Annotated in this window: 22 protein-coding genes and 1 pseudogene; 7 read left to right on the top strand and 16 right to left on the bottom strand. The window is 70.3% G+C overall.

All coding sequences use genetic code 11. The features are described from left to right. The 3 genes from ACT6XY_RS16625 to ACT6XY_RS16615 form a co-directional block, all read right to left on the bottom strand. A partial coding sequence (locus tag ACT6XY_RS16625) for a helicase-related protein (RefSeq protein ID WP_444749445.1) occupies positions 1-2,951 on the bottom strand: 2,951 nt, incomplete at its 3' end. A gap of 355 nt (positions 2,952-3,306) precedes the next feature. Further along, positions 3,307-5,286, bottom strand: coding sequence for a hybrid sensor histidine kinase/response regulator (locus ACT6XY_RS16620; RefSeq protein WP_444749444.1), 1,980 nt, complete (start codon positions 5,284-5,286; stop codon positions 3,307-3,309). Positions 5,287-5,288: 2 nt separating this feature from the next. Continuing rightward, positions 5,289-5,999, bottom strand: coding sequence for a response regulator (locus ACT6XY_RS16615; protein ID WP_444749443.1), 711 nt, complete (start codon positions 5,997-5,999; stop codon positions 5,289-5,291). Between the two features lie 80 nt (positions 6,000-6,079). Here ACT6XY_RS16615 and ACT6XY_RS16610 point away from each other — a divergent pair, with 80 nt between their 5' ends. After that, positions 6,080-6,829, top strand: a complete 750-nt coding sequence (locus ACT6XY_RS16610; protein ID WP_444749442.1) for a response regulator transcription factor — start codon at positions 6,080-6,082, stop codon at positions 6,827-6,829. A gap of 249 nt (positions 6,830-7,078) precedes the next feature. Then, positions 7,079-7,498 (top strand): globin domain-containing protein, encoded by a 420-nt coding sequence (locus ACT6XY_RS16605; protein WP_444749441.1) that lies wholly within the window; start codon positions 7,079-7,081, stop codon positions 7,496-7,498. 4 nt (positions 7,499-7,502) lie between these two features. On the opposite strand, the gene ACT6XY_RS16600 is transcribed toward ACT6XY_RS16605, so the two are convergent. From ACT6XY_RS16600 to ACT6XY_RS16590, 3 genes are all read right to left on the bottom strand, one after another. Next, on the bottom strand, positions 7,503-9,809 hold the full coding sequence (locus ACT6XY_RS16600) for a PAS domain-containing hybrid sensor histidine kinase/response regulator (protein WP_444749440.1): 2,307 nt from the start codon (positions 9,807-9,809) through the stop codon (positions 7,503-7,505). 92 nt (positions 9,810-9,901) lie between these two features. Then, positions 9,902-10,351: a cyclic nucleotide-binding domain-containing protein gene (locus ACT6XY_RS16595; RefSeq protein WP_444749439.1), complete on the bottom strand. Its 450-nt coding sequence runs from the start codon at positions 10,349-10,351 to the stop codon at positions 9,902-9,904. A gap of 117 nt (positions 10,352-10,468) precedes the next feature. Then, positions 10,469-11,155 carry a response regulator transcription factor gene (locus tag ACT6XY_RS16590; RefSeq protein ID WP_444749438.1) on the bottom strand — a complete coding sequence of 229 codons (687 nt, stop codon included), beginning with the start codon at positions 11,153-11,155 and terminating at the stop codon, positions 10,469-10,471. Positions 11,156-11,291: 136 nt separating this feature from the next. Between ACT6XY_RS16590 and ACT6XY_RS16585 the strand changes: the two genes are divergently transcribed. After that, on the top strand, positions 11,292-11,822 hold the full coding sequence (locus ACT6XY_RS16585) for a L,D-transpeptidase family protein (RefSeq protein WP_444749437.1): 531 nt from the start codon (positions 11,292-11,294) through the stop codon (positions 11,820-11,822). A 4-nt stretch (positions 11,823-11,826) separates the two neighbouring features. Here ACT6XY_RS16585 and ACT6XY_RS16580 read toward each other — a convergent pair whose 3' ends face one another. From ACT6XY_RS16580 to acs, 4 genes are all read right to left on the bottom strand, one after another. Then, positions 11,827-12,594: an SDR family oxidoreductase gene (locus ACT6XY_RS16580; protein ID WP_444749436.1), complete on the bottom strand. Its 768-nt coding sequence runs from the start codon at positions 12,592-12,594 to the stop codon at positions 11,827-11,829. Positions 12,595-12,688: 94 nt separating this feature from the next. Then, positions 12,689-14,119: a M48 family metalloprotease gene (locus ACT6XY_RS16575; protein WP_444749435.1), complete on the bottom strand. Its 1,431-nt coding sequence runs from the start codon at positions 14,117-14,119 to the stop codon at positions 12,689-12,691. Positions 14,120-14,155: 36 nt separating this feature from the next. Beyond that, complete coding sequence (locus ACT6XY_RS16570; RefSeq protein WP_444749434.1) at positions 14,156-14,887, bottom strand: hypothetical protein; 732 nt, start codon at positions 14,885-14,887, stop codon at positions 14,156-14,158. A 1-nt stretch (position 14,888) separates the two neighbouring features. Continuing rightward, positions 14,889-16,838, bottom strand: a complete 1,950-nt coding sequence (acs, locus tag ACT6XY_RS16565) for an acetate--CoA ligase (RefSeq protein ID WP_444749433.1) — start codon at positions 16,836-16,838, stop codon at positions 14,889-14,891. Positions 16,839-17,084: 246 nt separating this feature from the next. Between acs and ACT6XY_RS16560 the strand changes: the two genes are divergently transcribed. Next, positions 17,085-18,245: a serine hydrolase domain-containing protein gene (locus ACT6XY_RS16560; RefSeq protein WP_444749432.1), complete on the top strand. Its 1,161-nt coding sequence runs from the start codon at positions 17,085-17,087 to the stop codon at positions 18,243-18,245. A 17-nt stretch (positions 18,246-18,262) separates the two neighbouring features. Here the strand turns inward: ACT6XY_RS16560 and ACT6XY_RS16555 are convergent, their stop codons facing one another. The 6 genes from ACT6XY_RS16555 to tsaD form a co-directional block, all read right to left on the bottom strand. Continuing rightward, entirely contained in the window at positions 18,263-18,733 is a 471-nt protein-coding gene (locus ACT6XY_RS16555; protein WP_444749431.1) for a hypothetical protein, read from the bottom strand. Positions 18,734-18,883: 150 nt separating this feature from the next. Further along, the gene (locus tag ACT6XY_RS16550) at positions 18,884-20,092 is read right to left on the bottom strand and encodes a CaiB/BaiF CoA transferase family protein (RefSeq protein WP_444749430.1); all 1,209 of its coding nucleotides are present in this window, start codon (positions 20,090-20,092) and stop codon (positions 18,884-18,886) included. 111 nt (positions 20,093-20,203) lie between these two features. After that, positions 20,204-20,626: an EVE domain-containing protein gene (locus ACT6XY_RS16545; RefSeq protein WP_444749429.1), complete on the bottom strand. Its 423-nt coding sequence runs from the start codon at positions 20,624-20,626 to the stop codon at positions 20,204-20,206. Further along, positions 20,626-20,916 (bottom strand): hypothetical protein, encoded by a 291-nt coding sequence (locus ACT6XY_RS16540; RefSeq protein ID WP_444749428.1) that lies wholly within the window; start codon positions 20,914-20,916, stop codon positions 20,626-20,628. Before ACT6XY_RS16540 ends, ACT6XY_RS16545 begins: the two co-directional genes overlap by 1 nt. A 37-nt stretch (positions 20,917-20,953) precedes the next feature. After that, positions 20,954-21,946 carry an NAD(P)H-dependent glycerol-3-phosphate dehydrogenase gene (locus tag ACT6XY_RS16535; protein WP_444749427.1) on the bottom strand — a complete coding sequence of 331 codons (993 nt, stop codon included), beginning with the start codon at positions 21,944-21,946 and terminating at the stop codon, positions 20,954-20,956. Between the two features lie 22 nt (positions 21,947-21,968). Next, positions 21,969-23,072 carry a tRNA (adenosine(37)-N6)-threonylcarbamoyltransferase complex transferase subunit TsaD gene (gene tsaD / locus ACT6XY_RS16530; protein ID WP_444749426.1) on the bottom strand — a complete coding sequence of 368 codons (1,104 nt, stop codon included), beginning with the start codon at positions 23,070-23,072 and terminating at the stop codon, positions 21,969-21,971. A 75-nt stretch (positions 23,073-23,147) separates the two neighbouring features. Between tsaD and hemC the strand changes: the two genes are divergently transcribed. The 3 genes and pseudogenes from hemC to ACT6XY_RS16515 form a co-directional block, all read left to right on the top strand. Beyond that, positions 23,148-24,077, top strand: coding sequence for a hydroxymethylbilane synthase (gene hemC, locus ACT6XY_RS16525; RefSeq protein ID WP_444749425.1), 930 nt, complete (start codon positions 23,148-23,150; stop codon positions 24,075-24,077). Beyond that, complete coding sequence (locus tag ACT6XY_RS16520; RefSeq protein ID WP_444749424.1) at positions 24,077-24,775, top strand: uroporphyrinogen-III synthase; 699 nt, start codon at positions 24,077-24,079, stop codon at positions 24,773-24,775. Before hemC ends, ACT6XY_RS16520 begins: the two co-directional genes overlap by 1 nt. Before the next feature lie 71 nt (positions 24,776-24,846). Further along, positions 24,847-25,320, top strand: a pseudogene (locus ACT6XY_RS16515) (hypothetical protein); the annotation flags it as partial.

Genomic DNA, 25,320 nt, shown 5'->3' with positions numbered 1-25,320 from the left:
CCCTCGCCCCGTTCGCCACCACGGCGGAAGTCGCGGCGTCCGCCACGCTCGCCGTCCATGCGGCCGCCGGGCCGCCAGACCTCGACCAGGGCAGGTTCGGCCGGCGCTGCGGGCTCGGCAGGAGCGGCCTCTTCGGCGACGGCCTCCGCGCCGCCCTCGGGGGCAGGCGGCGGCGTGACGCCGAGGCTTGCCTCCTGGTCCATTACGGCGTTGGGCGCCATGGTGTCGGTCATGGCCGGCGCCGCGAACTCCGGCGCCACCACGTCCACCGGCGGCAGGTCGGCGGCGGCCGCCGCGGCCGGCTCCTCCGTGACGGCGGGAGCGGGCGACGCATCTTCGCTGAGGGCTTCCGTGGCATCCGCCTCGACCGGCTCTGCGGTCTCGACCGCTTCGACCGGTTCGGCAGAGGCCTCGTCCTCGATCGCGTCCGCGGCGGGCTCGGCTGCGGCGGCCGGCGCGCTCTCCACGACCGGCTTCGGCGGGGGCGCAGGCCGCTTCTCCATGCGATAGCCGAGGCCCTTCAGGATCGAGGCGAAGTCCTCGCCCGAGCAGCCGACCAGCGAGGTCATGCCCACCGTCGCGGTGAAGCCGCCGCCGGGGAAATGGCCGGCCGGCTCCGGCGTCGGCGTGCCGGGCCGCCAGGCGAGCGCCGGGCGAATGATGTCGGCCAGACGCTCGAGGATGTCGACCCGCACGGCGCGCGGGCCGAGGGCCCGGAAGCCGACGAGGCGGTAGAGGTCCTTCTCGATCTCCGGATCGACGGCGATGGAGGTGCGGCCCGAAGCGGCGAGCGCCGGCAGTTCGGCGAGGCCCTTCTTCTCCAGCATGTCGTGCTTGAGCATGTAGAGCTGCAGCGCCAGGGCGCGCGGCGCCGGCTTCAGGGTCGCCGGCAGGTAGATGTGATAGGCGCCGAAGCGCACGCCGAGCTTGCGCAGGACGGCACGGGCCTCCTGGTCGAGCTGCTTGACGTCCTCGGCCACCTTCGGCCGCTCGATGACGCCGAGGGACTCGGCGAGCTGGAAGGCGACGCCGCGGGCAAGGCCCGTGAGCTCCTCCGAGCTCTCCAGCGCCTGGACGGGCCCGAGCAGCTTGGCGATCTGCGCATGGACCCACAGGTCGAGGCGCGCCTGGACCTGGTCGCGCGGACCGCCGGTCAGGTGTTCGTCGGAGAGGATACGGACGCGGGGCGAGAGCACCTTGTCTCCGCCGACGAGCTTGGCCACCGCCTCGCCGCGCCAGCGGATCGTGCCGTCGTTCGACAGGATGAAGGTCTCGTCGCCCGAGGCTGCGAGCTTCTCGGCACGCTGGTCGATCTCGCCCGCCAGGGCCTTGGAAGCCGCCGCCCTGAGCGCCTTGCCGGCCTCGCCGTCGCCGGCCAGCGGATCGGGCGCGAAGCGGAACCCCTCGAGCCGGCCGACGTGCTGGCCCTCGACGGTGACGTCGCCGGTCTTGGTGATCTCGGCTTCGAGCATGGTGTTTTCCCTTAGGCGCCGCATCAGCACGCTCGTCCTGCGGTCGACGAAGCGTTGCGTCAAGCGTTCATGGAGGGCGTCAGACAAAATGTCTTCGACGCGGCGGGTCTCGGCCTGCCAGTGGACGGGGTCGTCGACCCAGTCCGGCCGGTTGGCTGCGAAGGTCCAGGTGCGGATGTGCGAAATCCGCGTGGAGAGCGTGTCGATGTCGCCGTCCGTGCGGTCGGCGAAGGCCACCTGCGCGGCGATCCAGTCGGAGGGAATCCGGCCCGACCGGCCCGTCAGATAGCCGAAAAGCGTCGTCACGAGGTCTGCGTGGCTCGCCGGCGAGATCTTGCGGTAGTCCGGCATCATGCAGGCTTCCCACAGCCGCGTCACCGCGGGGGTTCCGACGGCGCGGTCCTTCACCAGCGGGTCGCGCAGGGCGAGTTCCAGCACGCGCTGGTCCTCGGCGATGGGCGAGCGGGTGAGGCCGGGCTCGGTCGGCACCACGTCGAGGCTGTCGCGCAGCCGGTCCACCGAGCCGAAATCCAGATGGGTGTTGCGCCATTGCAGCACCTTCACCCCGTCGAAGGCATGGCTCTCGAGGGCGTGGACGAGGTCGTCCTCCAGCGGCGGGCAGCGGCCCGTCGTGCCGAAGGTGCCGTCGCGGTTGGAGCGCCCGGCACGTCCGGCGATCTGGGCGAACTCGACCGGATTCAGCCGGCGGAACTGGTAGCCGTCATATTTGCGGTCGGCAGCGAAGGCGACGTGCTCGACGTCGAGGTTGAGGCCCATGCCGATGGCGTCTGTGGCGATGAGGTAGTCGACGTCCCCCGCCTGGTAGATTTCCACCTGGGCGTTGCGGGTGCGCGGCGAAAGCGCACCGAGGACCACGGCAGCGCCGCCCCGCTGGCGGCGGATCAGCTCGGCGATGGCGTAGACCTCGTCGGCGGAGAAGGCGACGATGGCCGAGCGACGCGGCAGCCGCGTGATCTTCTTCTCGCCGGCGAAGGAGAGATTGGAGAAGCGCGGCCGGGTGACGATGTTGGCGCCGGGAATGAGCTTCTCGATGAGCCCGCGCATGGTGGCGGCGCCGAGCAGCATGGTCTCGTCGCGACCGCGGCGGTTGAGGATGCGGTCGGTGAAGACATGGCCGCGCTCGAGATCGCCGGCGATCTGCACCTCGTCGATGGCGAGGAAGGAGACGTCGAGGTCGAGGGGCATGGCCTCGACGGTCGCCACCCAGTAGCGGGCACCCGGCGGCTTGATCTTCTCCTCGCCGGTGACGAGGGCGACGGCGCCCTCTCCGGCCCTGGCGACGAGCTTGCCGTACACCTCCCGGGCCAGGAGCCGCAGCGGCAGGCCGATCATCCCCGAGGGATGGGCCAGCATCCGCTCGATGGCGAGCGTCGTCTTGCCCGTATTGGTGGGGCCAAGCACTGCGGTGACCCCACGCCCGCGGAGGGCGGGGGGCAATGGCGGAAGCGAAAGGGTCATTCCTCCATCCCTGTATCATGCCGGGACGAAGGGCGCGCATCTTTTCGCGCCCCGCGGTCATCACATTCATGCCCGGAACGGGTGAGGAACGAATCGGGCCCGAATCGCTGACTCGGCATGAGTCACGATTCGTTCCCGACGAGATGTGGTGTCTGTGAGTCGAGGCGGCCACTAGCAGAGTCGAGAGGGCGCCCCGCAGAGTCTTTGCGATGGGCGAACGAGTCATCTTGGTTGACGAATTCTTAACGGCGACTCTGCGCAGCCAGCCCGGTGATACGAGGACTCGCGCAAGACTCTCGGGCCGAGCGCGAAGATTCGGCTGCGAATCGCGGAGACTCGGGGTCTCCGCAACAGTTCAGATGAAGGCTGCAAGGATCCGGCGCACGTCCTGCAGGGTGAAGGGCTTCTCCATCACCAGGATCGCGTCGTCTCCCGCATGGCGCTCGATGGCGCCGGGACCCTCGACCGCATCACCCGTCATGATGACCACTCGGTCGGCGAGGCGCGGATTGAGGGCCAGCGCCCTGTCGCGGAACTTGAGGCCGTCGATCCCCGGCATGCGCAGGTCGACGAAGACGAGGTCGGCGGCGAGGATCGCCCCTTCCTCCAGCGCCTCGCGCGCCGTCTGCGCCGGCAGGATCGTGTGGCCGAAGAGCTCGAGCATCTCGGCGAGGCTCGCCCTGACGTCCGCCTCGTCGTCCACCACCAGGATGGTCAGGCCCTCCGGGCGCGCCGGTTCCTCCGCGTCCTGTGGCGCTGCGGCGGCAGCCGCGGCAGGCAGCAGCACGGTGAAGCGGGCGCCTCCCTCCTCGCTGCGGTCGAGGGCGATGGACCCGCCGTGCGATTCCACGATGGACTTGCAGATCGAAAGGCCGATGCCGGTGCCGACGCCGGCGGGCTTGGTGGTGAAGTAGGGGTCGAAGATGCGCCCCGCGATGGCCTCGGGCACGCCCGGGCCGTTGTCGCTGACGACGAGGCGCACATGGCCGTTCTTGCGGCGGGTGGCGATGCTGACCACGCGCGGCGGCTCCATGTCGACGAGCGCGTGCTGGGCGTTGATGACGAGGTTGGCGACCACCTGGCCGATGAAGTCCTGGTCGGCGACGATCACCGGCAGGTCCGGGTCGAGGTCGAGGTCGAGCGTCACGTCGTGGCTGCGCAGCCCGTAGGCCAGCATCTCCGCCGCGGCGCGGACGAGGTCGTTGAGCTGCGTCGTCTCGCGCTTCTCCGGTCGCTGGCGCGCCATGGCGAGGAAGCTCTTGACGATGCGTCCCGCCCGGTCGGCGGCGGCGTGGATGCGCTCGGCGCGGCGCTTCTGGCCGGCATCGCTCGCTGTTTCCATCAGCAGCGTCGACTGGGCGACGAGGATGGCGAGGGGGTTGTTGAGTTCGTGGGCGACGCCGGCGAGCAGCGAACCCATGGCCGAGAGCTTCTCGGCCTGGTGCAGCCGCTCGCGCTGTTGCTCCATCTGCCGCTCCGCCTCGCGCACCTGCGACAGGTCGCGCAGATGCGCCGTGAAGACCCGCCGTTGCGGCAGGCGGATCTCCGAGATGGTCAGCTCGATGGGAATGATCGTGCCATCGGCCCGCTGAGCCTCCATCGCCATGCGCTGGTCCAGCACGCGGCTGATGCCGCTCGCCGTGTAGCGCGCCATGCCATCCGCATGGGCCCGCCGCATGGCCGGCGGAATGATGAGTTCGGAGATCGGACGCCCCACCGAATTGCTGCGGGCATAGCCGAAGGTCGCCATGGCGGCGGGGTTGAGGTCGATCAGTACGCCCTCCTCGTCGACCACCATGATCGGGTCGATGGAGGTCTTGATGATGGCCGTGTTGATCGTCTCGGCGACGTTCAGGGCGGCGACGCGGGCCTCCAGCGCTTCCTCGCGTTCTTTAAGGGCGGTGATGTCGCGGATGAAGGCGATGAAGCCGATGAGGGCGCCATGGCGGTCGAAACAGGGCGAATAGAGCTGTTCGACATAGCGGCGCATGCCGTTGCCGTAGGTGACCCAGTCGCTCCACTGGAGCGGCTCGCCCTGGCGCAGCGCGTCGAGCATCGGCGCCGTGCGGTCGCCCATGTCGTCGCCGAGGACCTCGCGGATGGTGCGGCCGACAACGTCCGAAAGCGCCAGGCCGAACATGGCGAGGGCAGTCCGGTTCGCATAGACGAAACGACCCTCGGCATCGGCGGCCGTCACCCGCATCGGCATGGCGTCGAACAGGCGGCCGAGCGTGCCGGTGTCGAACCGTCCGTTCGGCGCCAGCGCCTCCTCGCGCATCATCGCCGCGAGATCGTCACCCGGTTCTGCAGCGGCCCCCCCGCTGGCCGAGGACATCCTCACGCTCCGCTGGGGACGAAGACATAGCCCTCGCCGCGAACGGTCTTGATGAAGCGCGGGTGCTCGGGGTCGGGCTCGATCTTCTTGCGCAGGCGCGTCACGCGGATGTCGATGGAGCGGTCGCTCTCGTCGGCGGAGCGCCCGTGGGCGAATTCCTGCAGCTGGCCGCGGGAGAGCACGCGATTCGGCCGCGTCGCCAGCGCCTGGAGGAGGTCGAACTCCATGGCGGTCAGCTCGATCGGACCGTTGGCGGCATCGGTGAGGCGGCGCGCATCGAGGTCGAGCGTCAGCGCGCCGAAACGCAGGCTCCGCCCCTCGCGCACCGCCGGCGACGGCGCTTCCGCCGTGGCCGGCGTCGCGTTCACCCGGCGCAGCACGCTCTTGATCCGGGCGAGCAGCTCCCTGAGTTCGTAGGGCTTCACCAGATAGTCGTCGGCGCCGATCTCGAGGCCGACGATGCGGTCGATGGGGCGCCCGGCCGCCGTCGCCATGATGATGCCGGTCTGGCCGGACTTGCGGATATAGCGGGCGAGCGACAGGCCGTCCTCGCCCGGCATGGCGATGTCGAGGATGGCGACGTCGATCGCCTTGCCGGCGCTCTCCTCGCGGAAGGCCTGGGCGTTGCGGAAGCTCATCACCTCGAAGCCTTGCAGCTCGAGATATTCCCCGACCGCCTCGCGCAGATGTTCCTCGTCGTCGACGATGGCCACGGTGGCTCTCATTGCAGATGCCCTTCAGTTGCGAGCATGCGTGACAGCCCGGAGGGCTGCGCATTAGGATGAAGTGTCGCATGGACGAGGCTGTCCGGCGACGGGTTGTGGAAGGGATGACGATGGCGCGGCGCGGCAGGATAGCGGTGCTCGACGACGAACCCGACTGGGCGGACGCGGTGCGGGAATACCTGACCGATCTCGGCTACGACGTCGATTGCCTCAAGGCGGCGTGGGAGCTGGAGCCCTATCTCGCCCGCGAGAAGCCGGACCTCATCATCCTCGACATCGGCCTGCCCGGCGAGAACGGCATCGACATCCTGATCCGCACCGATCTCGCCAGCGACGTGGCGGTTCTGGTCCTCACCGGCAATCCCGACCCGATCGACCGGGTGCTGGGCCTCGAGCTCGGCGCCGACGACTACGTGCAGAAGCCGGTGGAGCTGCGCGAGCTCGCGGCCCGCGTCGCCGGCATCCTCCAGCGCCGGCTCGGACGCAGGCGCAATCTCGTCGTCTTCGAGCAGGCCTCGGTGGATCTGGTGGCGGCCCGCATCCTGAAGGTCGACGGCTCCACCGACCGTCTCTCGGCCGGCGAGGTGGCGCTGATCCGCATCTTCGCGGAGAACCCCGGCAAGGTGCTGACCCGCGAGGAGATCATGGAGCAGGCGCCCGCGGAGGACGAGGAGGCCTTCGACCGCGCCGTCGATTCCCGCATCGCGCGCCTGAGGCGCAAGCTCGAAACCGAGGCGATCCGCACGGTGCGCGGCCATGGCTACGTCTTCGACCTGCCGAGCCATGCCGGCGACAAGCCGGGCGGGGAAGCGGCCTGATCGAGGCCGTCTCGGCGCACGGAGGGTCTTGAGCGGCGGCATCGGTTCTGCTTTGCGCTGCGGGTTGCGGGATGTAACGGCAACACTCTCGCCGCATCATTCGTGCCGCCGCATGTCGTGCAGCGTCAATGCGTGTTTCAGTCGCCGGGCGCCGAAACAGGGGAAACAGCGGGGCCGGCCCAGCGGCATCGCCGCGAAGGACGGGGCGGCGAGCATCGGGGCACTGAACCTCCAGCCGGAACCCGTCTCATGACCCCTGATCAGATCGCCCTCATCCGCCAGCAGTTCGGCCTCGTCGCCCGCCGCGCCGACGCCTTCGCCGCCGACTTCTACGACAACCTCTTCCATCTCGACGGCACGCTGAGGCCGATGTTTCCGGCCGACCTCTCCGCCCAGCGCGGCAAGCTGGTCAAGGTGCTCGCCCACGTCATCCTGTCGCTCGACGACCTCGGCGCCGTGATCGACGACGTACGCGCCCTCGGCGCGAAACATGTCGGCTACGGCGTCTCCGCCGGCGACTACCAGACGGTCGGCATCGCCCTGTTGAAGACCCTCGGCGACCATCTCGGCGACCGGTTCGACGACGCCTCCCGCGCCGCCTGGGCCCGCTGCTACGGCACGCTCGCCGATGTGATGACCGAGGACGGCGCGGCCCGCGCCGCCGCCTGACCCCTCAGCGGAGGGCCCGCCTCGCCGCCGTCTCGCCCGTCGCCGTGACCCTGGCGAGCACCGCGCGCACGTCGTCGAAGGTAAAGGGCTTCTCGAGCACCACGACCTCGGCGCCCTCGGCCCTCGCCAGCCGGTCGGGACCGGCCACCGTGTCGCCGGTGACGATGACGGTGCGCTCCGCCAGCGCCGGGTCGCGGCGGTGGATGCGGTCGCGGAAGTCGATTCCGTCGAGGCCCGGCATCCTGAGGTCGGCGAAGATGACGTCAAAGCGGCTGGTCTCGACCTGTTCGAGCGCCGCCGAGGGGCGATCGACCGTCACCGGCCGGTGGCCGAGGCCCTCCACGATCTCCGCCAGGCTGCGGGCGACGTCCACCTCGTCGTCGACGATGAGGACCGACAGGCCGGTACGGCCGGCCGGCGCCACGTCGGCTTCGTCGGCCTGTGCGCCCGCCGCCGCGACGGGCAGCGTGATGTCGAACTGCGCGCCGCCCTCAGGCCGGTTGCTCAGCATGACCTTGCCGCCGTGGGCCTCCACCACGTTGCGGCAGATGGAAAGCCCGATCCCGGTGCCCACCCCCGCCGGCTTGGTGGTGAAATAGGGCTCGAAGACGCGCCGCATGATGTCGGGGGGGATGCCCGGACCGTTGTCGGCCACGCGAATGGCGATGTCGGCGCCCTCCCGCCACACCCTCAGCGCGATCCGCCGCGGCGGCGGCCGGTCCATCAGGGCCTGCTGGGCATTGATCATCAGGTTGGCGAGCACCTGGGTCAGCAGGTCCCTGTCGCCGCTGATCACCGGCAGGCCGGGCGTGACGTCGAGGTCCACCTCGATGCCGGAGCTGCGCAGCCCGTAGCTCACCATGTCGAGCGCGCCGGTCACCACCTGCGCCATGTCGACCGGCTCGCGCTGCGGCGGCTTCTGCCGCGCCATGGCCAGGAAGCTCTTGACGATGCGGCCGCAGCGCTCGGCGGCCGCGTGGATGCGCTCGCCGCGCCGCTTCACGTCGTCGCTCGCCGCCTTCTCCACCAGCAGCGAGGACTGGGCGATGACGATGGCGAGCGGGTTGTTCAGCTCGTGCGCCACCCCGGCGAGGAGCGAGCCCATGGCGGAAAGCTTCTCCACCTGGTGCAGCCGCTCGCGGCTCGCCTGCGCCTCCTCCTCCATCCGCCGGGTCTCGGTGAGGTCGCGGACATGGGCCATGAACAGGCGGTGGTCGCCGGTGCGGATCGTGTTGACCGAGTACTCGACGGGGAAGGTCGCGCCGTCGCGGCGTTTGGCCACCGTGTCGAAGCGGCGGGCGAGGCTCCCGGCATCCACCTTCGCCTTGTAGCGCGCCATGGTGCCGATCTGCATGTCGCGCATGCCATCCGGCACGACGATGTCGAAGGCGTAGCGGCCGATGGCCTCGTCGCGGGAATAGCCGAACATCGCCTCCGCCGCCGGATTGAACTCGACCACCCGCCAGTCCTCGTCGGAGACGATGATGGCGTCGAGCGAGGAGACGACCACCGCCTTGTTCATCGACTCGCTGCGCGCCAGCGCCTCCATGTTCCGCGCGAGCTCCTGCTCGCCGAGCTTCAGCTCGGTGAGGTCGCGGGTGAAGGTGAGGTAGCCGACGCGTGTGTCGCCGACCGCCACGTAGGGCATGAGCGAGACCTGCAGGTAACGCTGGCCGCGGGTGACGAAGGGGATCCAGCCCTCCCAGCGCATGGTTTCGCCGCGGCGGACCCGCTCGCCCAGGATCTGGTACTGCTCGACCACCTTGGGGCCGAGGATCTCGGCGACCGTGTGCCCGACGACCTCCTCGCGCGGCTTGCCGACGAATTCGAGGAATTCGCGGTTGGCGTCGCGATAGACGAGGTCGGGATCGACGTAGACGGTACGCAGCGGGATGCCGTCGATCATCGCCCGGAGCTGGTGGATCTTCGCCTGCTGCTCGCCGATGGAGATTTCCAGCTGGCGGCGCAGCCCCGTCCAGGGCGCCGGCACGGCCGGCAGCGGCGCCGCCTCGCCCCGCCCGTTCAGCGCCCCTGCCCGCGCCAGCGCCACGGCCGGGGCGACGAACTGCCGCCACACCACGACGGCGAGCACGGTGAAGGTGGCGACGATGCCGATGACGAGGAGGAGATGCTCGACCATATGGTCGCGCGCCTGGGCGGTGAGTTCGGCCCGTCCGTAGGTCGACCAGCCGAGCGCCGCGACGAGGAGCAGCAGCGGCAGGCCGCACAGGACCAAGAGCCCGGCGAAGCGGCGGGACAGGTCCGCGCCGTCATTGCCGGGGGTTCCTCCGCGCGCGCCGGTCTCGGCCATCGCCTTCTCCGCGGTCAGGGTCACCCACGTGACCACAACCGGTCGGGACATTGGTGCGACGCCGACCCCGCGTCAAGCGAGGCCGGGCGCGCTCAGCCGCGTTCGAAAAGCCGCCCGACGCGCAGGAGATCGGCGGTCGTCGCCCGCATCTTCTCGCGGAAATCCTCGTGGACGCGGTGCGCGGCGTCGGGAAACTCGGTCAGCACCCGCCGGAACAGCGACCGGGGGATGCGCAGCACGGTGACCGGATCGCGCGCCGTAGCGGTCGCGGGCCGCAGCGTCTCGATGATCAGGGCCATCTCGCCGATGAGGCTGCCGGGCCCGGCGAGATGATCGGTGAGGCCGCCGTCATTGGTCAGCGACACGCGCCCCTCGCCCACCACATAGCCGCAATCGGCCGCCTGCCCTTCCTTGAACAGCACGTCGCCGGCGCGCAGGAAGCGCGTCTCGGCGGAGAAGGCCAGGAGGCGGACGGGCTCTCCGCCGAGACTTGCGAACAGCGGAACCCGGGCCAGAAGGGCAATGTCGTCGTCGAGGGCCATGGGCTCCGCTTAGCACGACTGAAAGGGAATCGAACGGCAATAGAGCCGCCCGCGCCGGGGCGGAGGCGGCCCATCTTCAACAATGCACCGGAATGTCTTTGGAATTCGGTAACGCTGTCAGGGGACGAGCTTGTAGCCGCCCCCCTCCGTGACGAGAAGCGAGGCGTTGCCCGGATCCTTCTCGATCTTCTGGCGCAGCCGGTAGATGTGCGTCTCCAGCGTATGGGTGGTGACCCCGGAATTGTAGCCCCAGACCTCGGAGAGCAGGATCTCGCGCGACACCGGCTTGATGCCCTGCCGGTAGAGATAGCGCAGGATCGCCGTCTCCTTCTCGGTCAGGCGGATCTTGCCGTTCTTGTCGGTGATCAGGAGCTTGGACGAGGGGCGGAAAGAGTAGGAGCCGATCTGGAACACGGCATCCTCGCTCGCCTCGTGCTGGCGCAGCTGGGCGCGCACGCGGGCAAGCAGCACCGCGAAACGGAATGGCTTGACCACGTAGTCGTTGGCGCCCGCCTCGAGCCCGAGGATCGTGTCGGAATCGGTATCGTGGCCGGTCAGCATGATGATCGGGCTCTTGAAGCCACCCTTGCGCATGATCTTGACCGCCTCGCGACCGTCCATGTCCGGAAGGCCGACGTCCATGATGAGCAGGTCGAAATGATCGCCCTTCACCGTCTGGATCGCCTTGGCGGCGGAATCGACGCTGACCGTCTCGAACTCCTCGTGCAACGCCAGTTGTTCGGACAGCGCCTCGCGCATGTCGGCATCGTCGTCGCAGAGCAGGATCTTGCGGACTTGGCTCATCTAATCACCCGGGGAAAGAAGGGCTGCCGCAAGGACGCGCCCGTAAGGTCGAGGCTGGAAAGGCACTACGCGCGCGCCGCCGATGACGTTACATACCGGCGGCACACTGGGTCGTAGAGATATGGATGACATTTTCATGGCGAAAGGCCGCGTCTCACGGATTTTTGTCCATGCCCTGCCGGGCCGCCCGTCCCGCGGCATGCTCCATGTCGGCCTCGCCGCCTTCCCCTGCGCCCTCGGGCGCGGCGGCATCCGATGCGACAAACGCGAGGGCGACGGGGCGACGCCGCGGGCCCGGCTCCCGCTCCGCCGCGTCTTCTTCCGCGCCGATCGCCTCGTCCGCCCGCAGGTTCTGCGCCCCGTGCGCGCCATCGGCCCTGAGGACGCCTGGTGCGACGACGCGGACGACCGTCGCTACAACCGGCTGATCCGCCGCCCGCCCGGTCCGGCCGAGGAGCGCCTCGCCCGCGCCGACCATCTCTACGACACCATCGTCGAGCTCGGCTGGAACGACGCGCCGGTGCGTCGCAGGCGCGGCAGCGCCATCTTCTGGCATGGCGCCCGCGACGGCTTCACGCCGACGGCGGGCTGCGTCGCGATCCGGATCGCCGATTTCGCCAAGATCCTGCCGCGGCTGTCGCGGCAGGCGGTGATGGTGGTGCGCTAGGGGCTCAGACCGAGGCGGTCAGGCCGCCGTCGACGAACAGCACGTGCCCGGTGACGTAGTCGGACGCGGGCGCGGCGAGGAAGACGCAGGCGCCCTGCAGCTCCGAGACGTCGCCCCAGCGCCCGAGCGGGGTGCGGCCCTCGAGCCAGGACGAGAACTTCTCGTCCTTCACCAGAGCGTCGGTCAGCTCGGTCTTGAAGTAGCCCGGCGCGATGCCGTTGGAGCGGATGCCGCGGCGGCCCCATTCCACCGCCATCTGCCGCGTCATCATCTTCACCGCGCCCTTGGAGGCGGTGTAGGGCGCGATGGAGGGCCGGCCGAGCTCGCTCATCACCGAACAGGTGTTGATGATCTTGCCGTAGCCGCGCGGCAGCATGTGCTTCGCCACCGCCTTGGAGACGTAGAAGACGCTGTCGATATTGGTCGCCATGACCCGCCGCCAGGCATCCTCGGGGAAATCCTCCAGCGGCTGGCGGATGGTCATCCCGGCATTGTTGACGAGGATGTCGATGGGGCCGACGTCCTTCTCGATCGCGTCGACGCCGGCCTTCACGGCCGCCGGGTCCGTGACGTCGAAGGCGCTGGAGGTGACGCGGAAGCCGCGCGCCCTGAGGGCCGCCTCGGCCTTGGCGAGCTTGCCCTCGTCACGGCCGTTGAGGACGATCTCGCACCCTGCCCCCGCGAGGCCCTCGGCATAGGCGAGGCCGATGCCGCTGCCCGATCCGGTGATGAGGGCGCGGCGGCCGGTCAGGTCGAAGGTCTTGAGCGTCATGGTCGTTGCCTTTGGCGTTTCCTCGGTCGGGGCGAGGAGCAAAGGCCAAGGCGCGCGCCGATGCAAGCGTCCGGCCGTGCTTGTATGGTAGTTTCTACTCCGCGATGACCTTGACGAGTTCTCCGCCGCGCGGCTGCTCGCCGTCGCCGAGCCCGTTGAGGACGCGGAAGCGCTCCTCGGCGCGGTCGGGCACCTGCATCCTGCGGGCGAAGGTCAGGACCGTGTCGCCCTCGCCGGCGCGAAGCGTGCGCACGCGGGCGGGCTTCACCGCCGCCTCGGCGCTGGTGAGACGCCGGAACGTCTCCATCGACGCGCGGAAGCTGCCGTCGACCTCGGCGTTGAGGTCGCGGGCCGCATAGATGATCCGGTAGACCTCGCTGCCGAAACGCACCACGAAGATGCGGAATGACCAGTCGCTGCCGCGCGCCACGGCGGTCGCCGCCTGGAAGCCGTTGATCGTCACAGCCTCCACCGTCTCCGCCGCGAGCCCGTCGATCCAGCCGGAGGAGAGGTACGAGGTCAGCGCCTGGTTGGCCTGGACGCGCACCACGTCGAGGCGGATCGCCATCTCGTTGGGGCCGAGGCCGGTGACAGCCTGCCGCGAATTCTCCAGCGTGAAGCCTTCCGGCGCCGTCACCGTGAAACCGAGGCGCGGATGGATGAAGCTGCGGCCCCGCACCACGCCCTGGCGCGGATCCTCGCCGAAGGTGATGCCGTCGATGGCCCTGAGGTAGCGTTCGCGGTCGCGCGGCCGCCCGTCGGGCGCCATGTGCTGGCGCGCCGCGAGCACGGCCTGGCGGATGCGCTCGGGCGTCGAGGGATGGGACGCGAGGAAGTCCGGGCCGCCCCCGGAGGCCTGGGATGGCGAGCGCAGCGCCGCGTTGCGGTCCATGGTCTCGAGGAAGCGCGAGGCGCCGTAGGGGTCGAAGCCGGCCTTGGCGATGAGGGCGACGCCGATCGTGTCGGCCTCCAGTTCCTGGCTGCGCGAGAAGTTGGCCAGCGACACCCGTGCCGCCTCGCGCCGCGCTTCGGCGCCGGCCATGTCGTTGAGGAGGCGCGCCCGCATCACCGCGACGAGCTCGCTGGTGCGCACCTGGTCCTCGCGCTGGTTGGCGTGGCGGGCCGACACATGCGCCATCTCGTGGCCGAGGACGGCGGCGAACTCGCTCATGTCGTTGATGAGCGCCAGCATGCCGCGGGTGATGTAGAGGTGGCCCGAGGGCAGCGCGAAGGCGTTGATGGTCGGCGAGTTGAGCACGGTCAGCCGGTAGCGCTGGTCCGGCTTGTCAGAGGCTGCGGCAAGCCGGTCGAGCACCTCGGTGGCCAGCCGCTCGATGCCGGGCGCGCTGTATTCGCCGCCGAAGGCGGTGAGGATGCGGCCGTGGTCGCGGCTGGTCAGCGGCGGCAGCCGGGTTTCGGTCGGAACCGGCTCGGGAAGCGGCGCGGTGGTGTCCGGCGCGGTGGCGCAGCCGGCCAGGATCAGCGCGAGCGCCAGCGCCGCCGCGCGGGGCGACGGCCAATGCACATGCGCTGCTCCGTCGAACCGAGACACGGTCCTGGGCTACCTTGCACCCCGGACGGGTGCCTCCGCGATAGTGATCGCCTCCGGCATCGCCGCCGCGATGAAGGGGCCGCGCCGGGTCGTGACGACCCCTCGCACCCGCAGCATGTGCCCACGGATTGCGGCGGGTTCAAGCCCGAACTCCCGAAAGGCGGGCATGTCGCGCTCGTGGATCGTGACCGTCAGCGCCCCGGCCCTGGGGGGTCCGAAATTGACGTAGGTGATGCGATTGACGGTCCGGACGCTGCGGACGCGGCCCGTCGCGACCACGAAGCGGCCCTCGGCGGCCCTCAGCGCCTCGACATCGTTTGTATCAAGAAGTGACTGGGGCGTGGCCCAGATGCCACGCCTGGCGGTAGCTGCTTCCGTCTCGGCCGCCTCCATGAGGCGCCAGCAGTCGCGGGGGACGAGGCGCGTCGGGGTGAGCCGCGCCAGGCCGCGGCGCAGGAGGTCCGCCTCGACCGGACCATCGGGCCCGAGCGCCAGAACCGGGATGCGCTCGTGCCGGTCGCCCGGGCCGAGGATGGCGACCCGGGTGACGGCTGCGGCCGGCACCGCCGCCTCGCCCGAGAGGACCGCGAGGCGAAACCGTCGCCCGTCTGGCCCTGCGAGCGTGAGGGGCGCCTCGGCGCGGAGCCCGGACACCGCCTCGACCCGTTCGGGCGCGCAGGCGAACGCCGGCCAGGGCGCGAGGGTGAGGGCCGCCGCCAGCAAGGCGGGCGCCCTCCCCATGTCAGGCGCCCTTGCGGTTCTGCCGGTTGCTGATGAGGTCGTCGACGACGGCGGGATCGGCCAGCGTCGAGGTGTCGCCCAGCGCCCCGAACTCGTTCTCGGCGATCTTGCGCAGAATGCGGCGCATGATCTTGCCCGAGCGCGTCTTCGGCAGACCCGGCGAGAACTGGATCAGGTCCGGCGAGGCGATCGGGCCGATCTCCTTGCGCACCCAGGCGACGAGCTCCTTGCGCAGCTCCTCGGTCGGGTCCTCGCCGCTCATCAGGGTGACATAGGCATAGATGCCCTGGCCCTTGATGTCGTGGGGATAGCCCACAACGGCGGCCTCCGAGACCTTGGGATGGGCGACGAGAGCGGATTCGACCTCCGCCGTGCCCATGCGGTGGCCGGAGACGTTGATGACGTCGTCGACGCGGCCGGTGATCCAGTAATAGCCATCGGCATCGCGGCGGCAGCCGTCGCCGGTGAAATACTTGCCGGCATAGGTGGAGAAATAGGTCTGAACGAAGCGCTCGTGATCGCCGAACACCGTGCGCATCTGGCCCGGCCAGGAGTCGGAGATGACGAGATTGCCCTCGCAGGCCCCCTCCAGCACCTTGCCCTCGGCATCGACGATCTCCGGCTGCACGCCGAAGAAGGGCCGCGTCGCCGAGCCCGGCTTCAGCGCCGTGGCGCCGGGCAGCGGCGTGATCAGGATGCCGCCGGTCTCGGTCTGCCACCAGGTGTCGACGATCGGGCAGCGGCCCTCACCCACCACGCGGTGATACCATTCCCAGGCTTCCGGATTGATCGGCTCGCCGACCGAACCGAGCAGGCGCAGCGAGGCGCGCGAGGTCTTCTTCACCGGATCCTCGCCGGCGCCCATCAGCGAGCGGATGGCGGTGGGGGCGGTGTAGAACGTGTTGACCTTGTGCTTGTCGACCACGTCCCAGAAGCGGGAGATCGACGGATAGGTCGGAATACCCTCGAACATCAGCGTCGTCGCGCCGTTGGCCAGCGGCCCGTAGACGATGTAGCTGTGGCCGGTCACCCAGCCGACGTCCGCCGTGCACCAGTAGATGTCCCCGTCCTTGTAGTCGAAGACGTACTGATGCGTCATCGAGGCGTAGACGAGATAACCGCCGGTGGAATGCAGCACGCCCTTCGGCTTGCCCGTCGAGCCGGAGGTGTAGAGGATGAACAGCGGATCCTCGGCGTTCATCTCCTCCGGCGGGCATTCGTCCGGCACGGTGGCGGCGAGGTCGGCATAGTAGTGGTCGCGGCCCGCCGTCATGGCGATGGGCGATCCCGTGCGCTTCACCACGACGACGCTCTTCACGACCCCGGGGATCTTCTCCACGGCGGCGTCGACATTGACCTTCAGCGGCACCTTGCGGCCGCCGCGCAGGCCCTCGTCGGCGGTGATGACAACGGAGGTCGCCGCATCCTCGATGCGCCCGGCGAGGCTGTCGGGAGAGAAGCCGCCGAAGACGATGGAATGGACGGCGCCGATGCGGGTGCAGGCGAGCATGGCATAGGCCGCCTCGGGGATCATCGGCAGGTAGATCGTGACGCGGTCGCCCTTCTTCACGCCCTGGCTCTTCAGGACGTTGGCCCATTTCATCACCTGGGCATGAAGCTGCCGGTAGGTGATCTTCGCGTCGTCCTTGGGGTCGTCGCCCTCCCAGATGATCGCCACCTGGTCGCCGCGCTTGGCGAGATGCCGGTCGACGCAGTTGTAGGAGACGTTGGTCGTGCCGTCCTCGAACCAGCGGATCGACACGTTGTGCGGGTCGTAGGAGGTGTTCTTCACCCGCGTGTAGGGCTTCATCCAGTCGATGCGCTTGCCGTGCTCACCCCAGAAGGCCTCCGGCGCCTTCACCGAGGCCTCGTACATGGCCTTGTACTTGGCATCGTCCACATAGGCGCGCGACGCCCAGTCCGCGCTGACCGGATAGAGCTTGTCCGACATGGCTTTCCCCTCTCACGGCCGCCGGCGGGATCGGGCCGGCGACGCTGTCGTTTCCCCGGGATGCAGCCTTGGTCCGGCCGCTTGTCCCTTATCGCGCCCGACCATACGTCGGCGGCTGCCGACGGCTCAAGCCGGCCCTGTCTCACACTTTGGTCGCCCGCGGGCGGGCTGGCGGTTCGGCCGAATTGACCCCGCCCCGGCCGCCGCCGAATGTGGCCGCCCCTCACGCCGCCCGGATGAACAGCCATGACCGCCGCTCTCGACACCATCCTCAGCGAGGCCGCCCGGGCCGGCGAGATTCCAGGCGTTGTCGCCATGGTCGCGAACCGCGACGGCCTTCTCTACGAGGGCGGCTTCGGAACCCGGCGTCTCGGCGCCGACGCGCCGATGACCCCCGACACGGTGGCCTGGATCGCCTCCATGACCAAGGCGATCACCACGGTGGCGCTGCTGCAGCTGGTCGAGGAGGGCAGGGTCGACCTCGACGCGCCGGCCTCGACCTATGCGCCGGAGATCGGCGATGCCGCCCTGCTGCACGATTTCGACGCCGAGGGCCGCCCTCTGACCCGCACGCCGGCGCGGCCGGTGACGGTGCGCCACCTCCTGACCCATACCGCCGGCTACACCTACGACTTCGCCTCCTCCGCCCTGCGCAAATACATGAAGGCGACGGGCCTGCCCGCCACCAACACCGGCAGGCTCGCCTCCCTCGGCGCGCCGCTGGTGGGCGAGCCTGGCGAGGCCTTCATCTACGGCATCTCCACCGACTGGGCCGGCCGGATCGTCGAGATCGTCACGGGAAAGCCGCTGGAGACCGTGTTCCGCGAGCGGATCTTTGCACCCCTCGGCATGACGGACACCATGTTCCGTCTCGGCGCCGACCAGATGGCGCGGCGCGCCACGGTCCACGGCGTCACCGAGGACGGCACCTACGTCCCCACCGAGATGGTGGTGGTGCAGGAGCCGGAATTCGCCTCCGGCGGCGGCGGGCTCTATGCCACCGCCGGCGACTACCTGACCTTCCTGCGCATGATCCTCGCCGGCGGCAGCCTCGGTGGCGAGCGGATTCTCGGGGCGGAGAGCATCGCCGGGCTGATGACCGACCAGATCCCGCAGCTCTCGGTGCCGGCCCTCGGCCTGATGTCGCCCATGGGCCTCAGGAGCGCCGATTTCTTCCGCGGCAAACCGACCGGCTGGACCCTCGGCTTCCAGCAGAACCGCGAGCAGACCCCCGAGGGGCGACCGGCCGGGGCCCTGTCCTGGGCAGGGTTCGCCAACACCTTCTACTGGATCGACCCGAAGAACGGCCTCGCGGGCGTCTTCATCACCCAGATCGTGCCCTTCTTCGATCCGCGGGCGATCAGGGTGTTCCGGGCCTTCGAGACCGAGGTCTACCGGGGGCGCTGAGGGCAAGAGGCCCCTGATCAGCGCAGGATCCGCCCGCGCCAGATGCCGAGCACCACATTGGCGGTCGACACCGCCATCAGCATCCACATGGTCCTGGCTTCGCCGGGGGCGATCGATTCCGCCAGCGTCGCCGGGTCGAGCCGGCCCGCCAGCGCCTCGGCGCTCTGCCGGCCGAGGTCCTGCAGCGGCCCGACCACATGCAAACCGCCGGCGAAAACCAGGATCCCCGAGGCGGTCTTGGCCCAGACCCAGCCGGCATTGTGGAAGGCGGGCGTGACGGAGAGGGACAGGAGGCCCGGAACCAGGGTCAGGAGCAGCGCGGGAAGCAGCACCCAGGTGGCGATCTCCGCCATCGCGCCGCGCATCAACGCGAAGCTCTTCAAGTCCGACGGTGGCGGCGCCAGATGGTCGAGCACCAGGAGGCAGGCGAGGGCTCCCATGAGCCCGATCGCCCCCATCGTATGGCCGAATTTGAGCAGGCGCTGCATGGCGCGAGAAGGTAGCGCCCGGGGGCCCTTCGTCCAGTCCGGGCGGTTCCGCCGGGGCCAGGCCCGACGCAGCCAGATCATGCGGGACGTCAAAGTCCCCCTGTCCGGGCGCAGCGCGGGGAGGGTGGGGCCCGCAAGGCCCCCCGCCGCTTACTCCGCCGCCTTCGGCAGCTCGACGCCTGCCTCGCGCAGCACCTCGGCCGTGTCCTGCCCGAGCCGCGGCGGCGACAGGCGGGTGGAGGCGGGGGAGGCCGCGTAGTTCACGGGGTGCTTCATGTCCACCCAGGTATAGCCGTCCGGATGGGCATGCCGCTGGAAGAACCCGACCGCCTTCAGGTGCGGGTCCTCCATCAGGTCGTCGAAGCGGTTGATCGGCGCGAAGGGAATGGCCTTCTCGCTCAGCACCTTCTCCCAGTCCGCGTTGGTGCGGGTCGCCACCATCGCGTCCATCATGGAATAGAGCTCCTGGATGTTCCGCATCCGCGCCTCGTAGCTCGAGAACTTCGGATCCGCATTGAGCTCGGGCCGGCCCGCCAGCGCGAAGAAGTCCGCCCAGTTGCGATCGCTGTAGGGGACGATGCCGATCCATCCGTCTTTCGACTGGTAGGGCCGCCGGTCCGGATTGTGGATGCGGCCATAGCCGAAGCCGGTGCCGGCGGGCGCCGGGTCATAGACGTGGCCGTAGAGGTTCTCGTGCATGACGAAATGCGTGTAGCACTCGAACATCGGCACCTCGACGAACTGCCCCTCGCCTGTGCGCTGCTTGTGGAACAGGGCGGCAAGAACCGCCTGCACCATGAACAGGCCCACCGTCTTGTCCGCGGCGAGCGTCGGCAGGTAGCGGGGCGCCGGATTGCCATCGACGCGCGGCAGGATGTCGGCCCCGCCCGAGACGCCCTGGATCAGGTCGTCATAGGCCGGCCGGCCGGCATAGGGACCGTCGGCGCCGAAGCCCGCGGCGTGGATGTAGATGAGGTCAGGCAGCCGCGCCTTCAGGCTGTCGTAGTCCATCTTCAGGCGGGCGGCCGTGTCCATCCGCATGTTGGAGCAGACGACGTCGCAGGTGCGGGCGAGCGCGATGCAGGCTTCCTGGTCCTCGCGCCGCTTGAGGTCGAGCGCCACCGACTTCTTGTTCTTGTTGTACATCATGTAGAGCGGGCCCATGCCCGGCCCCGCCGCCTCGGGCCAGGCGCCCGGCTTGCGCATGATGTCGCCGCCGTCGGCCGGGCTCTCGACCTTGATCACCTCGGCGCCCATGTCGCCGAGCAGCATGGTCGCATAGGGCCCGAGGATGACCGAGGTCAGGTCGAGGATGCGGATGCCGGCGAGCGGGCCGCGCGGCGCGGGTGACGTGGACATGGGTCGAGCCTCGGGGAGGGACGAAACGGCGTTTCAGCCATGATAGCGGGCCGAGCGGCCGATGCGAAGCCTCGACGCGGCGGGTGCGGCCGCCGCGCGGCGCAGGGCCTCTTAGGGCTCGATGCCGCCCATCCGGCAGACGGTGGCCCATTCCGCGTCGGTCACCGGCTGAACCGAAAGCCGCGACAGCTTGAGCAGCGCCATGTTGGCGAGCGCCGGCTCGTGCTTCACCGCCTCGAGGCTCACCGGCGTCTTCAGCGGCTTCACCGCCTTGATGTCGACCACCACCCAGGGCTCGCCCGCTTCCGCCGTCGGGTCCGGATAGGCTTCGCGGATCACCTCGACGAGGCCGACGATCTCCTTGCCCTCGTTGGAATGGTAGAAGAAGCCCCGATCGCCGGCCTTCATGCGCATGAGGTTGAGCTTGGCGGCGTGGTTGCGCACGCCGTCCCAGAACGTCCCCGTGTCGCCCGCCGCCACCTGCTGGTCCCAGGACCACTTGAAGGGCTCGGACTTGTAGAGCCAGTGCGCCATCACTGGCCCTCGATCTTCGGGCCGGTCGCGACCGAGGGAATGAGCTTGCGGAAGGCGTCGAGCTCGGTGACGAAGCGGTCGAACTCGGCCAGAGTCATCGTCGTCTTGCCGTCGGAGAGCTCGATCACCACGATCGGCTCGCCGCCGGTGCGCCGCTTCATCAGCTTGGCGACGGGGAAGACCACCGAATGGGTGAGGTCGAAGGGATGGGTCTCGGCAACGAGGTCCGAACCCATGGCCTTGGTCGCGGCCTCCACGCCACGCGCCAGCTTGTCGAAGAAATTGGTCATCGCTCGGTCCCTCGCCTCTCGTTGTCCCGCATCGCCGTCACTCCGCCCGCTGCGGCCGCGCCATCAGCTGCACGATCGCCTGGTCGACGTCGATGATCCCGCCGAGGACGGCATCGACGGCTTCGGCAATCGGCATGTCGATGCCGGCCTCGCGGGCCTTCTCCACCAATATCTCTGCGGTGAGCGCGCCTTCCGCAAGCGCCCCCTTGCCCGACACGAGCTCCAGGCCCTTGCCCTCGCCGAGGGCATGGCCGAGGGCGAAGTTGCGCGACTGCAGGCTCGAACAGCTGAGGATGAGGTCGCCGAGGCCCGACAGGCCCATCAGCGTCTGCGGCTTCGCGCCGAAATGGGTGCCGAACCGCGTCAGTTCGGCGAAACCGCGGGCCGTGATGGCGGCGGTGGCGCTGGCGCCGAGCTTGCGGCCCGCGACGATTCCCGCGGCGATCGCCAGCACATTCTTGGTGGCGCCGCCGATCTCGACGCCGCGCAGGTCGGTGGCGTGGTAGAGGCGGAAGGCCGGCGAGCCCAGGGTCGCGGCGATGTGCCGCGCCACCGCCTCGTCGGCCGCGGCCACCGTCACCGCCGTCGGCAGGCCGCGGTCGATGTCGGCGGCAAAGCTCGGCCCGGAGAGCATGGCGGGAACGGCGCCCGGAACCTCCGCCGCCGCCACGTCGGAGAGGAAATGGCCCGTTCCCCGCTCGATGCCCTTGGCGCAGATGACGAGCGGGGTGCCCGGGCGGATGTAGGGGGCGGCGGCAGCCAGCACCGCCCGCAGGGCCTGCGCCGGCACCACGACCAGGATCATCGCGGCGGAGGCCGCCTCGACGAGCGAGGTCGTCGCCGTCACACGCTCGTGGATCTCGGCACCCGGCAGGCGGGCCGCGTTGCTGCGGCGGCCGTTGATCTCGGCCACCACGGCGGCGTCGCGGGCGTAGAGGGTCACGCTCCGGCCCGCCCGCGCCGCCACGTTGGCGAGCGCCGTGCCGAAGGCGCCGGCCCCGAGCACCGCCACGCTGGTTTCCGTCGTCATCACGCCGACCCTCCCCCGAAACTCATGCCTTGGCCCCGAGCCGCCCGGAGCCGACCGTGGCGGCGCCCGCATCGAGCGGCCAGCGCGCCCGCGGCGCGATGTCGAGCGGATCGCTGAACCCGGCCATCAGCCTCTCGGCCCCGGCCCAGGCGATCATCGCGCCGTTGTCGGTGCACAGTTTCGGCGGCGGCACCACCAGCGGCAGGCCGGCCACGTCCGCCGTCCGCTGGAGAACCGCCTTCAGCGCCTGGTTGGCGCCGACGCCGCCCGCGACGACCAGCGCCGTGGGCTCTCCGTGGCGGCTGCGGAACAGCCGGATCGCCTGCTTGCAGCGGTCCGCCACCATGTCCGCCACCGCCGCCTGGAACGAGGCGCAGAGGTCGGCGACGTCCTGCGCCGAGAGCGGGCCCGACGAGGCCCTGAGGTCTTCAGCCGCCAGCCGAACCGCCGTCTTCAGGCCGGAGAGCGAGAAATCCGGCTCAGGCCGCCCCTGCAGCGGCCTGGGAAAGGCGAAGCGGCGGCCGTTGCCGGCGAGCGCACGGCGCTCCACTTCGGGACCGCCGGGATAGGGCAGTCCGAGGAGCTTGGCGACCTTGTCGAAGGCCTCGCCGATGGCGTCGTCGATGGTGGTGCCGAGCTTGGCGTAGTCGCCGACGCCGCGGACCGCGAGAAGCTGGGTATGGCCGCCGGAGACGAGCAGCAAGAGATAGGGAAAGGCGACGGCGTCCGTGAGACGCGCGGTCAGGGCGTGCGCCTCGAGGTGGTTCACCGCCAGAAGCGGCTTGCCCAGCACCAGTGCCATGGCCTTGGCGGTGGTGAGCCCGACGAGCACGCCGCCGACGAGGCCGGGCCCGCCGGCAGCCGCCACCGCGTCGAGATCGGCCGCGCCGATACCGGCGGCGCGCAGCGCCTCGGCCGTCACCCGGTCGACGATCTCGACATGGGCGCGCGCCGCGATCTCTGGCACCACGCCGCCATAGGGCGCATGATCCTCGATCTGGGTCCGCACGATGTTGGACAGGATCGTGCCGCGACCATCCGCGCCGACGCGCACCACCGCCGCCGCCGTCTCGTCGCAGGTGGTCTCGATCCCGAGAACCAGCATGAAGGCCCTGTCCTCCGCCATGGGAGGTTCGACGGGGACTTCCTGTCCGCCGATCCCTCGCTATGATCCGGGTCCCGCGTATCACCGGACCTTCCCATGGCGCAATCGCCCTTCCTCCGCATCGGCACCCGTGGCTCCGCCCTGGCGCTGGCCCAGGCCCACCTGGTGAGACGGCTCCTCGGTGCGGCCCACGGGGTCTCCGAGGACGACATTGCCGTCGAGATCATCAAGACGACCGGCGACGCGATCCTCGACCGGCCGCTCTCCGAGGCGGGCGGCAAGGGGCTCTTCACCAAGGAGATCGAGGAGCAGCTCCTCGACGGCCGCATCGATCTCGCCGTGCATTCCTCCAAGGACATGCCGACGCTCCTGCCCGACGGGCTGGGGCTCGTCTGCTTCCTGAAGCGCGAGGACGTGCGCGACGGCTTCATCGGCCGCGCCGCGACCACCCTCGCAGGGCTGCCGAAGGGCGCGGTGATCGGGTCCTCCTCCCTGCGCCGCCAGGCGCAGATCCGCCGCGAGCGGCCCGATCTCGAGGTGATCACCTTCCGCGGCAACGTCCAGACCCGGCTCGCCAAGCTCAATGCCGGCGACGTCGCCGGCACCATGCTCGCCATGGCCGGACTCAACCGGCTCGGCATCGCCCACGAGGTCACCGAGATCGTCGCCTCCGAGCGGTTCCTGCCCGCCGTCGGCCAGGGCGCCATCGGCATCGAGACGCGTCTCGACGACACCCGCACCCGCGAACTCCTCGCTCCGCTCGACCATCGGCCGACAGCGCTGGCGCTCGCCGCCGAGCGCGCCTTCCTCGCCGTGCTCGACGGCTCGTGCCGCACCCCCATCGCCGGCCTCGCCACGCTCGATGGCGACAGCCTGTCCTTCACCGGCGAGATTCTGCGCCCCGACGGCAGCGAGAGCCACGTTGCCGCGCGCTCCGGAACGTCGGGCGACGCCGTCGCCCTCGGCCGCGACGCCGGCGCCGAACTGAAGGGACGCGCCGGAGCCGGCTTCTTCGGAACCCACTGATGCGCGTCCTCGTGACGCGGCCGGAGCCCGAGGCCTCGCGCACGGCGGAGAGCCTCGCAGCCCTCGGCCACGCCGCGCTGCTGGCGCCGCTCTTCGAGGCCGAACCCGTCGCCGCGGACCTCGGCGGCGCCTACGACGCCATCGCCGTCACCAGCGCACGCACGCCGGCCATGCTGCCGCCGGGAGCGCTGGCAGCACTCGCGCCGCTTCCGGCTTTTGCGGTAGGCGACCGCACCGCCGAGGCCCTGGCCGCCGCAGGCTTCCGCGACATCAGGTCGGCGGCAGGTGACGTAGCGGCGCTAGCGGTCCTTATCGCCGCTGCGGGTCTCCCCGCCGGCGCCCGCATCCTCCATCCGGGCGGCGAGGAGCGGGCCGGCGACCTGGCCGCCGCCCTCGCCCCGGCGGGCCTCTCCGTCGTCCCCGCCACCGTCTACCGCATGCGGGCGAAGGCGACCCTGCCGCCGGCGGTGGGTGATGCCCTGCGAAGCGGCTCCCTCGCCGCCGCGCTGCACTATTCGCCCCGCGCCGCCGGCCTGTTCACGACGCTTTGCACCGCTGCCGGGCTTGCCCCGGAGGCGGGTGTCCTGCGCCATCTCTGCCTCTCGGCGGCGGTTGCGGCCGCCCTGGAACCTCTCCGTCCCTCGTGCGTCATTACCGCTCAACGTCCGCGCGAGGCCGACCTTCTGGCCGCCCTTTGACCTGGCTCGGGTTGCGGCGAGGTCCGCCAGCGCGCTAGATCATGCCCAGGGGCAAGCGGGAGACAGTTGTTATGGCCAGTGACGACCGCCCGAGCGACGACCTGAAGCCGCGGCGTCGCGGCAAGGCCCCGACCATCACGCTGGAAGCGCAGGAGATCGCGGCGACCCCGGAAACGGAGACGCCCGCGGCGGCGGCCGGCGAAACCACAGCGGACGCCCCTCCCGCGTCAACCCCGCTCCTTGCTCCCGACGAGGCCGTGGCCGCCCCTGTTTCCGACACGCCGGCCGATATGCCAGCCGACGTGACGCCCCTCGCCGAAACCTCCTCCGCCACCGAGGCTTCCCCGGCGGCCGGTTCGGACCCGGGCGACGCACCTCCCGCGGATGCCGCAGCCGTCGATGGAGCCGTGCCCCCCGTCACCGGCGGCGCGGAACCGGAGCCCGTCCCACCCGTGATGGGGGAGCCGCCCGCGGCTGAAACGCCGCCGCCCGACCCCGTTCCCCACGCCGCGCCATCGCGCGAGGACGCCCCCGCCGGGCCCGGC

The organism is Phreatobacter sp. (assembly GCF_052440005.1).
In the GTDB taxonomy this organism is placed as follows: domain Bacteria; phylum Pseudomonadota; class Alphaproteobacteria; order Rhizobiales; family Phreatobacteraceae; genus Phreatobacter.
The sequence above is the reverse complement of the archived record's forward strand: the minus strand, read 5'-3'. Positions and strand labels throughout refer to the sequence as shown.